This is a genomic window from Allobosea sp. BK604 (assembly GCF_004341515.1).
GTDB lineage: Bacteria > Pseudomonadota > Alphaproteobacteria > Rhizobiales > Beijerinckiaceae > Allobosea.
In genome coordinates this window covers 760,386-774,384 of sequence record NZ_SLZF01000001.1, presented here as the reverse complement: position 1 = coordinate 774,384, position 13,999 = coordinate 760,386, and the positions used below count along the sequence as shown (strand labels likewise).

Annotated in this window: 10 protein-coding genes; 5 read left to right on the top strand and 5 right to left on the bottom strand. The window is 67.8% G+C overall.

The window, feature by feature from the left end; translation table 11 throughout:
- Positions 1-5: 5 nt before the first annotated feature.
- On the bottom strand, positions 6-3,122 hold the full coding sequence (gene putA / locus EV560_RS03810; RefSeq protein ID WP_131854125.1) for a bifunctional proline dehydrogenase/L-glutamate gamma-semialdehyde dehydrogenase PutA: 3,117 nt from the start codon (positions 3,120-3,122) through the stop codon (positions 6-8).
- 128 nt (positions 3,123-3,250) lie between these two features.
- On the opposite strand from putA, the gene EV560_RS03805 reads away from it, so the two are divergent.
- The 3 genes from EV560_RS03805 to EV560_RS03795 all read left to right on the top strand — a co-directional run bounded on the left by EV560_RS03805 (position 3,251) and on the right by EV560_RS03795 (position 6,764).
- Positions 3,251-3,706, top strand: a complete 456-nt coding sequence (locus tag EV560_RS03805; protein WP_131854123.1) for an Lrp/AsnC ligand binding domain-containing protein — start codon at positions 3,251-3,253, stop codon at positions 3,704-3,706.
- A 241-nt stretch (positions 3,707-3,947) separates the two neighbouring features.
- Entirely contained in the window at positions 3,948-5,003 is a 1,056-nt protein-coding gene (locus EV560_RS03800; protein WP_248311873.1) for an ABC transporter substrate-binding protein, read from the top strand.
- Between the two features lie 144 nt (positions 5,004-5,147).
- Positions 5,148-6,764, top strand: a complete 1,617-nt coding sequence (locus tag EV560_RS03795; protein WP_131854121.1) for an acyl-CoA synthetase — start codon at positions 5,148-5,150, stop codon at positions 6,762-6,764.
- Here EV560_RS03795 and EV560_RS03790 read toward each other — a convergent pair.
- The 4 genes from EV560_RS03790 to EV560_RS03775 form a co-directional block, all read right to left on the bottom strand.
- The gene (locus EV560_RS03790; RefSeq protein WP_131854119.1) at positions 6,733-7,869 is read right to left on the bottom strand and encodes a GNAT family N-acetyltransferase; all 1,137 of its coding nucleotides are present in this window, start codon (positions 7,867-7,869) and stop codon (positions 6,733-6,735) included. The two genes, EV560_RS03795 and EV560_RS03790, sit on opposite strands and share 32 nt — an antisense overlap.
- Positions 7,870-7,990: 121 nt before the next feature.
- On the bottom strand, positions 7,991-9,106 hold the full coding sequence (locus EV560_RS03785) for a CobW family GTP-binding protein (protein WP_131854118.1): 1,116 nt from the start codon (positions 9,104-9,106) through the stop codon (positions 7,991-7,993).
- A 24-nt stretch (positions 9,107-9,130) separates the two neighbouring features.
- The gene (locus tag EV560_RS03780; protein WP_131854116.1) at positions 9,131-10,015 is read right to left on the bottom strand and encodes a DMT family transporter; all 885 of its coding nucleotides are present in this window, start codon (positions 10,013-10,015) and stop codon (positions 9,131-9,133) included.
- Between the two features lie 12 nt (positions 10,016-10,027).
- Complete coding sequence (locus tag EV560_RS03775) at positions 10,028-11,626, bottom strand: D-alanyl-D-alanine carboxypeptidase family protein (RefSeq protein ID WP_165923304.1); 1,599 nt, start codon at positions 11,624-11,626, stop codon at positions 10,028-10,030.
- Between the two features lie 185 nt (positions 11,627-11,811).
- On the opposite strand from EV560_RS03775, the gene EV560_RS03770 reads away from it, so the two are divergent.
- Together EV560_RS03770 and EV560_RS03765 are read left to right on the top strand one after the other, a co-directional pair.
- The gene (locus EV560_RS03770; protein ID WP_131854112.1) at positions 11,812-12,714 is read left to right on the top strand and encodes an EamA family transporter; all 903 of its coding nucleotides are present in this window, start codon (positions 11,812-11,814) and stop codon (positions 12,712-12,714) included.
- A 111-nt stretch (positions 12,715-12,825) separates the two neighbouring features.
- Positions 12,826-13,995 (top strand): acetyl-CoA acetyltransferase, encoded by a 1,170-nt coding sequence (locus EV560_RS03765; protein ID WP_131854110.1) that lies wholly within the window; start codon positions 12,826-12,828, stop codon positions 13,993-13,995.
- Positions 13,996-13,999: the final 4 nt, after the last annotated feature.

Here is a 13,999-nt window from a genome sequence, read left to right as displayed (position 1 = left end):
CCGCCTCATTCCCCCATTGCGATCAGGCTGGCATTTCCGCCGGCGGCCGCAGTGTTGATCGTAACGGTCTGCTCGGTGGCGAAGCGGGCGAGGTAATGCGGGCCGCCGGCCTTGGGGCCGGTGCCGGAGAGGCCGTGGCCGCCAAAGGGCTGCACGCCGACGACCGCGCCGATGATGTTGCGGTTCACATAGACATTGCCGGTGGAGAGCCGCTCGGCGACGCGCTCGACCGTGGTCTCGATCCGCGAGTGGACGCCGAGCGTCAGGCCGTAGCCGGTCGCGTCGATCTGCTCGATCACCTTGTCGAGCTCGCCGGCCTTCCAGCGCACGACGTGCAGGATCGGTCCGAAATGCTCCTGGGTCAGGTCTGCGACCTTGTCGAGCCTGACGATATGTGGCGCGACATAGTTGCCGCTCAGGCCGGGCTCGGAGCCCGCCCATTCGAGCCGGCCGAGCTTGCGCATCGCCGCGACATGCGCGTCGAGCCGCTGCTTGGCGGGCGCGTCGATGACAGGGCCGACATGGACGTCGAGCGCGCGGGGATCGCCGAGCTTCAGTTCCTTGGCGGCGCCCGTGATCATCTCCAGCACCTTGTCGGCGACGTCCTCCTGCACGACGAGCAGACGTAGCGCCGAGCAGCGTTGGCCGGCGGAGCGGAAGGCGGAGGTCACGACATCGTCCGAGACCTGCTCGGGCAGGGCCGTCGCATCGACGATCATGGCGTTGAGGCCGCCGGTCTCGGCGATCAGCGGCACGATCGGGCCGTCCTTGGCGGCGAGCGTGCGATTAATGTTGCGCGCGGTCGCAGTCGAGCCGGTGAAGGCGACGCCGGCCACGGCGGGATGGGCGACGAGCCTGCCGCCGACATCGCCGCCGCCGGGCACGAGCTGCAGCGCGGTCACCGGTACGCCGGCCTCGTGCAGGAGCTTCACCGCGACGGTCGCGAGCAGCGGTGTCTGCGGCGCCGGCTTGGCGACGACGCTATTGCCGGCGACGAGGGCGGCGGCGACTTGCCCGGTGAAGATCGCGAGTGGGAAATTCCAGGGCGCGATGCAGAGGAAGGGGCCGCGGCCGCGCAGGATCAGCCGGTTCTCCTCACCGGTCGGGCCGGGCAGGACAAGCGGCGTGGCGAAATGCGCCTCGGCCTCGGCCGCGTAGTAGCGGCAGAAATCGACGGTCTCGCGCACTTCGGAAATCGCGTCGTCGAGCGTCTTGCCGGCCTCGGCCTGAAGCAGGGCGAGAAGCAGGCCGCGCCGCTCTTCCATCAGGTCGGCGGCCTTGCGCAGGGCGGCTGCGCGGCTGCGGGCCGGCGTCTCGCTCCAGGCGCGGAAGCCGGCCTTGGCGGCGAGCATGGCGCGGTCGGCCAGCGTCTCGTCGGCTTCGGCGACAGTGCCGATCTGCTTGCCGTCGATCGGCGAGAGGACCGGGCACGGCGGCTTGCCCTCCGGCTTGCCATCGATCAGCGCGGTTGCAGGTGGGAACGGCTTGCCCGCGGCAGTGGCGATCTCGGCCTCGAGTGCGGCGAGGCTCGCGGCATCGCCGAGCTCCGTGCCGGCCGAGTTCCGGCGGCTCGCGCCATACATGTCGGCGGGCAGCGGGATACGGCGATGGCGCGCGCCGGCAGGCGAGCCGATCAGATCGGCCGGCGGCACCAGCAATTGCGCGATCGGCACGTCGGGATCGCCGGAGACGCTGACGAAGGAGGAATTGGCGCCATTCTCGAGCAGGCGGCGCACGAGATAGGCGAGCAGGTCCTGATGGCCGCCGACCGGCGCATAGGTGCGGCAGGCAAAGCCGGCATTCTCGGTCAGAAGCTTTTCGTAAAGCGCCTCGCCCATGCCGTGCAGGCGCTGGAACTCGAAACCCTCGGCATTTCCCGCCATCTCGGCGACTGTGGCGACGGTGAGCGCGTTATGCGTGGCGAATTGCGGGATGATGCGCGGTCGTAGCGCCAGAAGCTGCCTGGCGCAGGCCTCGTAGTTCAGGTCGGTCATCGCCTTGCGGGTGAAGACCGGATAGTCGGGCAGGCCGCGCTCCTGGGCGCGTTTCAGCTCGGTATCCCAATAGGCGCCCTTGACGAGGCGGACCATCAGGCGCCGGTCATGGCTCTCGGCCAGCGCCGCGATATGATCGATCACCGCGGAGGCGCGCTTCTGATAGGCCTGGATGGCGAGGCCGAAACCGTCCCAACCGGCGAGCGAGGGATCGGCCATCACGGCGTCGATGACATCGAGCGAGAGTTCGAGCCGGTCTGCCTCCTCGGCATCGACGGTGAAGTTGAGATCGTAGGCCTTGGCCTTGCGCGCGAGATCGATGACCTTGGGAACGAGTTCGCTCAGCACGCGCTCATGGCTCGTGGCCTCGTAGCGCGGGTGCAGGGCCGAGAGCTTGACCGAGATGCCCGGCCGGTTCGGCAGCGGCTCGTTGCCGGCGGAGCGGCCGATGGCGTCGATCGCGGCGGTATAGGAGGCGAAATAGCGGTCGGCATCGGCCTGCGTGCGAGCGCCTTCGCCGAGCATGTCGAAGGAATAGCGGTAGAGCTTGCCGGAGCCGGAGCGGGCGCGCTTCAGCGCCTCCTCGATGGTCTGGCCGAGCACGAAATGATTGCCCATGACGCGCATCGCCTGGCGCGTCGCGGTGCGCACGGCGGGCAGGCCGAGACGCTTGGAGAGATTGCCGATGATGCTGGTCGGGGTCTCGCCGGGCTGGATGATGCGCGAGGTGATGCCGAGCGCCCAGGCCGAGGCCGAGACCAGGAAGGCGTCCGACTTGGATTCGTGATGGGCGAAATCACCCTGGCCGAGCTTGTCCTCGATCAACCGGTCGGCCGTGGCGGCATCGGGCACGCGCAGCAGCGCCTCGGCCAGCACCATCAGCGCCAGGCCCTCCTTGGTCGAGAGCGAATATTCGCGCAGCAATTCCTCGATGCCGCCCAGGCCGACCTTGCGGTTGCGGATCGCCTCGATCAGGCCGGTGGCACGCTGGTCGATCCGGGCTTTGGCAGCAGGCTCCCGCTTTGCAGCAGACAGCAGTCGACCGGCAATCGCGGCGTCATCCTCGGCATAGGGCGCGCGGAAGGCGGCCACTGGATGAGCGGCTGGGCGAGGGGCGGGGGCGGCCATGACGAGCTCCAGACGAGGAAGCGGGATGATCTGCAGAATCGTTCCGAGTTCGCGGGATATCAATAGGCATTTCAGCCCGTTTGGCGTAAGAGTCTCTACAGGAGTCTCAATCAATAGAGAATTATCCTGTGTTAGATCGCACCGACCGCCGCATCCTCTCGCTGCTGCAATCGGACGGCCGCATTGCCGGCGTCGAGCTTGCCGAGAAGGTCGGGTTGTCGCCGACCGCGACGGGCGAGCGGCTGAAGCGGCTCTCCCGCGACGGCTACATCACCGGCTATCGCGCCACGCTCGATCCGCTGAAGCTGGGCTTGAACCTGCTCGTCTTCGTCGAGGTCTATCTCGACAAGACGACGCCGGACGCGTTCGAGCGCTTCGCCAATTCCGTGAAGCGGGCGCCGGAGGTGCTGGAGTGCCATATGGTCGCAGGCGGTTTCGATTATCTGGTCAAGACCCGCGTCGCCGACATGAACGCCTATCGCCGTTTTCTCGGCGAAGTGCTGCTGGCGCTGCCGGCCGTGCGGGAAACGCGGACCTATGCGGTGATGGAGGAGGTCAAGACCGACGGGGCGCTGCCGCTCTGATAGGATCTACACTGATTTTGGAGCGCGTCGCGACGCGTTCAAGACCAGTACGGACCGTAGCCCTCGAAGCTGGCTTAATGCCGCGTTCATGTGGGTCCTGCATGATCTGCACCAGGCCCGTTCGAACGAAGGATGTTGCGTCCACTCGAGCGCATAAGCTTCTCGGCATGGGCCTTGCTGGGCTGGCGGCAGCCTCGCTGCCCACCCCGATCTTTTCGCCTGAGCCGAAGCCGGAGCTGTGATGTCTGCGCCGAATATCCAGAGAGCGAATGGCCCGCGCCGCTGGCTGCAACTGGTTGGCGCACTCATCGCCGCGATGCTCGGTCTCAGCGGCCTGCATTCGGCCTCGGCCCAGACGCCGGTGCGCTTCACGCTGGACTGGCGCTTCGAGGGTCCGGCCGCCCTGTTCCTGATGGCGCAGGAGAAGGGCTATTTCCAAGCCGAAGGGCTCGACGTCACCATCGATGCCGGCAACGGCTCGCGGGAGACGATCCCGCGCGTGGCCTCGGGCAATTACGACGCCGGCTTTGGCGATGTGAACACGCTCATCCGGTTTCGCGACGAGAATCCGAATATCGACATGAAGGCGGTGATGATGGTCTATGACCGCCCCGCTTTCTCCATCGTCGCCCGCAAGAGCCGCGGCGTCACCAACGATGTGAAATCGCTCGAAGGCAAGAAGATCGGCGCTCCGGCGCTGGACACGGCCTTTGCACAATGGCCGATCTTCAAGGCGGTCACCAAGCTCGACGACAGCAAGATCCGGCTGGAGAATGTCGGCTTCCCGGTGCGTGAGCCAATGCTCGCGGCGGGAGAGGTCGATGCCGTGTTCGGCTTCGCCCATTCCTCGTATATCACCCTCAAGTCGCGCGGCGTGCCAGCCGAGGACATCGTCACCATGCTGATGGCGGACTACGGCGTGGAACTCTACGGCAATGCCGTGATGGTCTCGCCAAAATTCCTGGCCGAGAAGCCGGATGCGGTGCGCGGGCTGCTGCGGGCGATCGCAAAGAGCATCAAGGCGGCGATTGCCGATCCCGATCTGGGCGCGAGGCTGGTGGTCCAGCGCAATGACATCGCCAGGCCCGAGGTCGAGGCCGAGCGGCTGAAGATGGCGATCGACCAGAATGTCATGACGCCCTGGGCCAAGGCCAATGGTCTCGGCGGAATCGATCCGGCGCGCTGGGCGCGGGCGCTTGACCAGCTCGCGCTGGCAGCCCCGTTCAGGGACAAGGAGAAGGCCGGCGCGGCCTTCACCGGCAGCTACCTGCCGGCTCCGGCCGAGCGCGGCTTCTGAGAACCCAGGGGCCGCGAGCGCTCGCTCGCGGCGAATGGCTGCAGGGCGGCAAGCGAATGGCGGGCGGCGAAGAGCGGTGCTAGAAGCGTGACGCTTTGACGACGGCGCCAGACCGTCCCCCGTATCACTCTCGCTTCAGACCCGATGCTGCCAGACTTGCGCGATTACGACAGCCTGCGCGCCGCGTTCCGCTGGCGGATTCCCGAGCGCTACAATATCGCCGCCGATGTCTGCGACCGCTGGGCCGAACACGAGCCTGAGCGGACCGCGATCATCGAGGTCGCACCTGGCCAGAGCGCGGCGCCGGTCACGTTCGGCACGCTGAAGGCACAGTCGAACAGGCTCGCCAATGCGTTGCGGGCACGCGGTATTCGTGCCGGTGACCGGGTCGCGATCCTGCTTCCGCAGGGGCGGGCGGTGCTGGTCTCGCATCTCGCCGCCTATAAGCTCGGTGCGATCGCCGTGCCGCTGGCGGCGCTGTTCGGCGTCGATGCGCTGGCCTATCGCCTCGGCGATTCCGGCGCCAGGGCGATCGTGACCAACGCTGCCGGCCTCGCCAAGCTGAGGCAGATTGCCGAATTGCCGCGCGAGTTGGAGCTGATCGTCTCGACCGACGGGGCCGATACCGGTGCCGAGGATTGGGAGCGCCTGCTCGCGGCGGCGAGCGCGGATTTCGCGCCAGTCGCGACCGGTCCCGACGATCAGGCGCTGATGATCTACACCTCCGGCACGACCGGCAATCCCAAGGGCGCCTTGCACGGCCATCGCGTCCTGCTGGGGCATTTGCCGGGCGTGCAAATGGTGCACGAGTTCCTGCCGCAGCCCGGCGACCTCGCCTGGACCCCGGCCGACTGGGCCTGGGCCGGCGGGCTGCTCAACATGCTCTTGCCGGCGCTGCATTTCGGCGTGCCGGTCGTGGCCTGGCCGCAAACGAAGTTTGATCCGGAGGCAGCTTTCGGGCTCATGGCCGAGCTCGGCATCCGCAATGCCTTCATCCCGCCGACGGCGCTGAGGATGCTGCGTGCGGTCGAGCGGCCGCGAGAGCGCTTCGCCCTCAAACTGCGCACCATCGCCTCGGCTGGCGAGGCGCTTGGCGCCGAGACGCTGGAATGGGGCCGGGAGGCGCTCGGCCTCACCATCAACGAGGCCTATGGCCAGACCGAGTGCAACCTCGTGCTCTCCTCCTGCGCCGCGATCGGCATCAGCCGGCCGGGCTATATCGGCAAGGCGACGCCCGGCCATGAGGTCGCGGTGATCAGGCCGGACGGCTCGCCCTGCGCGCCGGAGGAGGAAGGGCAGATCGCGATCCGGAGGCCGAACCCGGTGATGTTCCTCGGCTATTGGAACCGGCCCGAAGCGACGGCGGAGAAATTCATCGGCGACTGGATGACGACTGGCGACCAGGCGGTCAGTGATGCGCAGGGCTATGTCCATTTCGTCGGCCGCGACGACGACGTCATCACCTCCTCGGGCTATCGTATCGGCCCGGCCGAGATCGAGGATTGCCTGCTGCGGCATCGCGCAGTCGCGCTAGCGGCGGTGGTCGGCAAGCCGGATGCGCTGCGCACCGAGATCGTCAAGGCCTTCATCGTGCTGAAGCCGGGCATCTCGCCTTCGCCGGAGCTGGTCGGCGAGCTTCAGGACTTCGTGCGCCAGCGGCTTTCGGCCCATGAATATCCGCGCGAGATCGCCTTTCGCGAGGAGCTGCCGCTGACCACCACCGGCAAGATCATCCGCCGGCTACTGCGCGCCGAAGCCTGAGACCGCGCCAGCGCAGCGCGTCGCGAGCGCGCAAGGCGATGTGCTTCGGTGAGTGCTCGACCGCTGCGCTCAGCGTCAACGTGCCGATCGGCACCGACCCGTTTCCCGAAAACGCCTCTCCTCTGCGTCGCAGGATCTGGCGCGATGGCGTCGCCTGCTGCATCAGCGCCAGCAAAAGGCGCTCAGGCTCGAAGAGCGCATAGGCCTCGTCCTGCGTCGAGGTGTAGAGCCAGCTGCGCTGCGCCTTGCCGAGGATGATGGCGCCGGCGATCGGCCGCTCGTCCAGCATCAGCAGGCCGGTGCGGCATTGCCGGATGCGGGCGAGGCCGCGCGTCATCGCCCGGACGAAGCCGACCTCGCGTGTATCCTGCAAGGTCGCGCTGCGGGCGCGGGCGCGCGAGCCCGAGGCTTCGATCGCCAGCACGAGCTCGATCGCGTCGCGGATGTCGCTGCGCGCGCCGGCCTCGACCAGCGTGACCTTGCCTTCGCGGGCGAGCGCGTCGCGCAATGCGTTGGGATTGCCGGGTTCGGCGCGGCGCCGGGCGAGGGAGGGCGTGGCCGGTTCCGGCTTGAGCGGCAGGCCGAGCCGCTCGCTGCTGGCGCGCAGGGCTTGGGCGAAGGCGCCATCAAGGTCGATCGCACGCAGGATGAGGCCGCGCCTCGCCGGCTTGCGGGTCATGATCGCGTCGAGAACTGCGCCGCCGCGCTCGCGGTCGATCAGCGGTGCGCCGCTGAAGACGCGCGCGTCTGCAAGCGCGGTGAGCATGTCGGGGCCGAAGAGGCGGCCTTGCGGCAGGCAGGGCAGGAAGCCCATCAGCCGGCGTGCCGGGCTGGTCTCTCCGCCCTGCCAGACGAGGATGGCAGCGGCATCGCGGAAGGCGACGAGATGCTGCGCGGCCGCCAGCGCGAAATCGGGCTCGAAGAACGGATTGGGTTCGAGCGCGCGGGCGGCGAGATTGCTCCAGGCGGTCCTGATCTCCGCGCAGTCCAGAAGTGGCTTGAATTCGAGATGGAGCGGCCCGTCCGGTGCGGGAGCCGCAATCGAACCCGCAGGCAGCGGCGAGCTGCCGGCGCTCAAGCCTTTCAAAGCAACGATCCGGTTCATCCGACCCTGCCTGTTCGTGCTGGATCGTCCCGGTGCGGTTCCGTGCCAGTTTGGCAAGAGAACGGGTGCCGGTCGGGCGATCAGCCTTCAGGCTTCAAGATCGGGGCCAGGAGCGGCTGTCTCAAGCCATGGCGGGCTTGGCCGCCTGGCCGAGGAAGGCGGCCCAGAGTCGCTGGACCATGGTCTCGTCGAGATCCTTGACGATCAGGACGAGGCGCGAGCGCCGGTCGGCATCGGGCCAGCGCTCTAGCAGGAGGGGCTCGTGCAGGATCTGCTGCACGGCATGGACGAGGAGCGGCTGGTCGGGGTTCTCGCTGAGTGCGACCAACCCCTTCAGCCGAAGCAGCTTCGAGCCATGGGTCGAGCGCAGCAGCGTCCAGAACAGCTCGAAGCTCGCGAGATTGATCGGCGTCTCCGCGGTCAGCGCGAAGGCGCGGATGTTTTCATCATGGCGGTTGACGTCGTGCTGATGGTGGTGCGCGTGGCCATGGCCGTGATGGTGATGCCCATCATGCTGGTGCGCATGGTCATGCTCGTGATGGCCATGATCATGGCCGGGGCCGCCCAGGGCCTCGACGGCGAGCCAGTCCCTGACCGCTTCGGGCCTCTCGCCGAGATCGTAGAGCCCGGCGCTGATCAGGGTGTCCGCGGCGGCGTCCGGGCTGAGCAGCCTGATGCCGGGATTGAGCGCCGCCAGGCGCTGCCGCAGCGCCTCGGCCTGAGCGGGATCGTCGAGCAGGTCGGTCTTGGTCAGGACGATGCGGTCGGCGGTAATGACCTGCTTGCGCGCCTCCTCGTGCGCATCGAGCGTCGCCATGCCATTGACCGCGTCGACCAGCGTGACGACGCCGTCGAGCCGGAAGCGCAGGGCGAGATAAGGGTGGTTGATCAGGACGTTGAGGATGGGAGCCGGATCGGCGAGGCCGGTCGTCTCGATCACCACGCGCTTGAAGCGCGCGACGCGGCCGTTGTCGAGCCGGCGCAGCAGATCCTCGAGCGTGATGATCAGGTCGTCGCGGATGGTGCAGCACAGGCAGCCCGAGGCGAGCAGGATCATGTTCTCCTCGACACCCTCGATCAGCTGGTGGTCGAGGCCGATCTCGCCGAACTCGTTGACGATGACGAGCGTGTCGGACAACCCCGGGTCCTTGAGCAGGCGGTTCAGCAATGTCGTCTTGCCGGCGCCGAGGAAGCCGGTCAGCAAGGTGAGCGGGATCGGGGTAGGTTTCTCGGTCATGCGTCGCGCCGTCTTGGTCGGCGCTCAGCGCGCCCGATTTTGTTCTAATATTACATTGGCCATGATGGCGCCGACGACAAGGGCGCCGCCTGCATATTGCATCAGCCCGAGACGCTCGCCGAGGACCAGGGCGGCGATCAGCACCGAAAAGACCGGCTCGGCGCAGAACGCAAGTGCCGCCGGCCCGGGAGCGACGCGCGTCAGCGCCATGACCTGGAGCAGGAAGCCGAGCAGATAGCTGCCGGTCGTGATGGCGAAAGCGATCGGGGCCGCTGCGACCGCCTGCGGCGGCTGGAAGCCGGCGGCCAGCCAGAGGATCGCGATCGTGACCGGCAGGATCAGCAGATGCGTCCAGAACAGTTTTGGCGCGAGCGGCGTCGGCGCGCAGGCCGAGGCGGCGAAGAACTGCGCCGCCGCCAGCATGGCGGCGGCAAAGGCGAGAGCGAGGCCGCGCGGATCGAGACTGTCCAGGCTGGGACCGACCACGAGCGCGACGCCGAGGAAGGCGATGAGCGCGACGACGAGCCTGCCCGGGCTGAAGCGGGCGGGCATCAGCACGGATTCCGCGAGCACGATCAGCACCGGGTAGGTGTAGAACACCACTGCAGCGATGGTGACGGGTACGAAGGCGACCGAGGAGAGATAGGCCGAGCCGACCAGCGCGCTGGTCAGGCCGAAGGCGATCAGCGGCCTGACCTGGCCGGGTGGGATCTTCCAGGATACGCGCAGCACCGCAGCGGCGGCGATGACGAGCGCCAGCATGATGAAGACGCGGTAAAAGACCAGCAACGGGCCGCTCAGCCCGGCCTGGCCGGCGAGCTGGGCGCTGACGATGTTGCTGCCATAGGCAGCCGCCGAGGCGAGGGCGAGCGCGATGCCTTGCCGCCGTGCGGCGCTGTCGCCCCCCATGATCCGTCAGGCTCAGGCGTCGGTGTTCGGCTTGGCCTTGGGCTTCGGCGCCGGCTTGGCGGCGGGCTTTGCTGGCGGCTTGGCCGCGGCATGGCTCGGCTTGGCCTTGCTCTCGGCCTTGGCCTTGCCATCAGCCTTGGCCTTGGACGCCTCGGGCTTGGCGAGAAGCGGCCTGGCAGGGGAACGCGCCGCCTGCTTGATGCCGGCGGCTGCGCCGGGGCGCAGGCTGGTCGCGGTCGCGGCGCCGGGCTGGATCGCGCCCTGCAGTCGCAGCGGGCCGCGATCGGCCGTGCCGTTCGTCTGCGGCTGCTGATTATCCTCGGCGGCGCCGGTCGGGGCGAAGGCCCGGGTCGTGCCGGAGATGCTGCCATTGCTGGATGGCGTACGGGCCGAGGGGCTGGCGAAGAGGCCGGCCGCAACGGGGGCGCCCGGCGCGATCGTGGGTACTGCTCCGCGCGCCACCTGGGTGTCGGCCCGGTTGGCGACATTGGCGGCGAGCGGCGCCGTCGCCGAGCCGGGCGAGCGCCCGAAGGCGACCGGGATCGGCGCCACCTGGGCGCGCGGCCCGAGCGAGATACGGCCTGAGCTCGAGCGGCTCAGCATAGCGCCGGTCGCGGCCGGCTGCGCGCCGGCGATCGGAAAGCGGTCGGAGGTGCCTTCGGCATTGCCGCCAACGGCCTGAACGGCGGCGCTGGTGATTGGCCCGGCGGATTCGGCATCGTCGGCGAGCGGAGCGCCACCGCCCCGGCGACGGATATCGTCGCAGACGCTATAGGCCCGGCCGCCACTACCGGAGGGAAGGCTGGCGATCGTATAGCCGCTGCCGCCCCATTTCGAGAAACCGTCGTCGAGGAGCTGCGCCGCCTTGACCGTGCGTTCGGTCCCGGAGGCCGCGCCGAGCACGATGGCGATCAGCGTGCGGCCGCCGCGGTTCGCCACCGCCACGACATTGAAGCCTGATGGGCAGGTGAAGCCGGTCTTCATTCCGGTAATGCCGGAATAGCGGCCGACGAGCCCGTTGGTGTTGTGGATGATCTGCCGGCCGAGCTGAAGCGCGCCGATATTCCAGTAGCCCGCATATTCCGGGAAATCATGCATCAACGCCATGGCGAGCACGGCGAGGTCGCGGGCGCTGACCTGCTGGTTCGGGTCGTGCCAGCCATTGGGATTGGTGAAATGCGTGTCGCGCATGCCGAGCCGCTGGGCCTCGGCATTCATCATCGAGACGAAGGTCGGCACGTCGCCACCGACGCCCTCGGCCACGACATAGGCGATGTCGTTGGCCGATTTGACCATCATGATGCGCAGCGCGTTGTCGAGCGTGATCTCCTGGCCCGGCTTGATATAGACCTTCACGCGCGGCTGGCTGGCGGCGAGCTTCGAGGCCGGGATCGCGGTCTCGAGCCCGAGACGACCCTCGCGCACGGCTTTCAGCGCCAGGTAGATCGTCATCATCTTCGTCGTCGAGGCCGGGTGCCAGGCCTGGCTCGGATTCTCGCTCGAGAGCACTTCACCGCTATTGGCATCGACCACGAGACTGGTGCCCGCGAGCGCCGGAGCTGCGGCTGCAAGGCCAAGGGCAAGGGTGAAGGCGAAGCGGGATGCGATCATCGGGCGGGTCTTGAACCTGTCTTGGACGAGGGTTGAGGGTTCAACGCGACGCGTGCGGCATTTTCGAGACGGCGGGTTCGGCAACTCCGCCCGTTTGTGCATACCTACCCTTTGCTGAGCGATTTGCCTAGTCGGGCAGCCAGGTTCAAAAGCCGGGACAGTATTCGCAACCTCTGGACGCTCGCGTGGGCTTCACACTTTTCTGGATTCCGGCGACGATCCTCGCCGCCCTGCTGCAGACCGCGCGCAACCTGACCCAGCGCTCGCTGACCGATCTTATCGGCGTGATCGGCGCGACGCAGGTGCGGTTCCTGTTCGGCCTGCCCTTCGCATTGCTCTTCCTCGTGCTGGTCTGCATCGTCTCGGAACGGCTGCCCCCCGCGATCAGCCTTGCGACGCTCGGCGTCACCGCCTGGGGTGCCCTGACGCAGATCGCGGCGACGGCGCTGATGCTGGCCGCGATGCGCGAGCGTTCCTTCGCAGTGACCACGGCCTATACCAAGACAGAGCCGGTGCAGGTCGCGGTGTTCGGCGCGCTGTTGCTCGGGGATGCGCTGAGCTTCTGGAAATTCGTCGCGATCGTGGTGGCGACAGCCGGCGTCGTCGTGGTCTCGTGGAAGCCGGGCGAGAAATTGTCGCGGGCGGGCCTGCGCCCGGCCATGCTCGGCATCGGGGCAGGGGCTTTCTTCGCGCTTTCGGCGATCGGCTATCGCGGCGCCATCCAGATGTTGCCCGAAGGCAGTTTCGTCATGAAGGCGACGACGATCCTGGCGCTCGGCCTGTTCCTGCAGACGCTGCTCCTGATGGTCTACATGCTGATCGCCAACCGCAAGGCGCTGGTTTCGATCTTCAGGAACTGGCGGCCTTCACTCGCCGCCGGCTTCCTTGGCGCCGCGGCTTCGCAATTCTGGTTCATCGGCTTCTCGCTGACGACCGCGGCCAATGTGCGCACGCTCGGGCTGCTGGAGGTGCCGCTGGCGCAAATCGCCTCGCGCCGGATCTTCTCGGAAGGCACCAGCCGGCGCGAGCTCGCGGGCATGGCGATGATCGTCGGCGGGGTCGGGCTGCTGCTGATGCTGGCGATCTGATCGGCGGGTTCTCGCTTCCGCGCACGCCCGAAATGCGCGTCTCCCGCTTGCGAGATGGCCGTCGAACGCGCAAGTAAACGTGTAAACACACGACATGCGGAGAGAGACGTCATGAGCGCTGCGATCGTCGGCTGGGCCCATACGCCGTTCGGCAAGCAGGATGCGGAGACCATCGAAAGCCTGGTGGTGAAGGTCGCCACGGAGGCCATGGCCGATGCCGGGATCACCGCCGACCAGGTCGACGAGATCGTGCTCGGCCATTACAACGCCGGCTTCTCTGCCCAGGATTTCACCGCCTCGCTCGTGCTCCAGGCCGACCCGGCGCTGCGCTTCAAGCCGACCACCCGGGTCGAGAATGCCTGCGCCACCGGGTCGGCCGCGGTGCACCAGGGCGTGCGCGCCATCAAGGCGGGTGCGGCCAGGATCGTGCTCGTCGTCGGCGTCGAGCAGATGACCAAGACGCCGCCGGCCGATATCGGCAGGTTCCTGCTGAAAGCCTCCTACCTGCCGGAGGATGGCGAGACGCCCAACGGCTTCGCCGGCGTTTTCGGCAAGATCGCCTCGGCCTATTTCCAGCGCCATGGCGACCAGTCGGACGCGCTCGCGCTGATCGCGGCGAAGAACCACAAGAACGGCGTCGAGAACCCCTATGCCCAGATGCGCAAGGATCTCGGCTTCGCCTTCTGCCGCGAGGAGAGCGAGAAGAACCCCTATGTCGCCGGGCCGCTGAAGCGCACCGATTGCTCGCTGGTCTCGGACGGCGCCGCCGCGCTGGTGCTGGCCGACGAGGAGACGGCGCTCTCGATGCGCCGCGCCGTCGGCTTCCGCGGCATCGCCCATGTCCAGGATTTCCTGCCGATGTCGAAGCGCGACATCCTGAAGTTCGAGGGCGGAGCGCTCGCCTGGCAGAAGGCGCTGGCCGCAGCCGGAATCGTGCTGGAAGACCTCTCCTTCGTCGAGACGCATGACTGCTTCACCATTGCCGAACTGATCGAATACGAGGCGATGGGCCTGACCAAGCAGGGCGACGGCGCCCGCGCCATCAAGGAAGGCTGGACGCAGAAGGACGGCAAGCTGCCCGTCAATGTCTCCGGCGGCCTGAAGGCCAAGGGCCACCCGATCGGCGCGACCGGCGTCTCGATGCATGTGCTCAGCGCCATGCAGCTCACCGGCGAGGCGCCGGAAGGCATGCAGGTCAGGGATGCGCGCCTCGGCGGCATCTTCAACATGGGCGGGGCGGCGGTGGCGAATTACGTCTCGGTACTCGAGCGGATCAGATAGGCGC

What these genes read in the sequence shown, in the direction of transcription:
- putA (WP_131854125.1), bottom strand. Translation starts at nt 3,122, where the DNA reads ATGGCCGCCCCCGCCCCTCGCCCAGCCGCTCATCCAGTGGCCGCCTTC.
- EV560_RS03800 (WP_248311873.1), top strand. Translation starts at nt 3,948, where the DNA reads ATGTCTGCGCCGAATATCCAGAGAGCGAATGGCCCGCGCCGCTGGCTG.
- EV560_RS03795 (WP_131854121.1), top strand. Translation starts at nt 5,148, where the DNA reads ATGCTGCCAGACTTGCGCGATTACGACAGCCTGCGCGCCGCGTTCCGC.
- EV560_RS03790 (WP_131854119.1), bottom strand. Translation starts at nt 7,869, where the DNA reads ATGAACCGGATCGTTGCTTTGAAAGGCTTGAGCGCCGGCAGCTCGCCG.
- EV560_RS03785 (WP_131854118.1), bottom strand. Translation starts at nt 9,106, where the DNA reads ATGACCGAGAAACCTACCCCGATCCCGCTCACCTTGCTGACCGGCTTC.
- EV560_RS03780 (WP_131854116.1), bottom strand. Translation starts at nt 10,015, where the DNA reads ATGGGGGGCGACAGCGCCGCACGGCGGCAAGGCATCGCGCTCGCCCTC.
- EV560_RS03775 (WP_165923304.1), bottom strand. Translation starts at nt 11,626, where the DNA reads ATGATCGCATCCCGCTTCGCCTTCACCCTTGCCCTTGGCCTTGCAGCC.
- EV560_RS03765 (WP_131854110.1), top strand. Translation starts at nt 12,826, where the DNA reads ATGAGCGCTGCGATCGTCGGCTGGGCCCATACGCCGTTCGGCAAGCAG.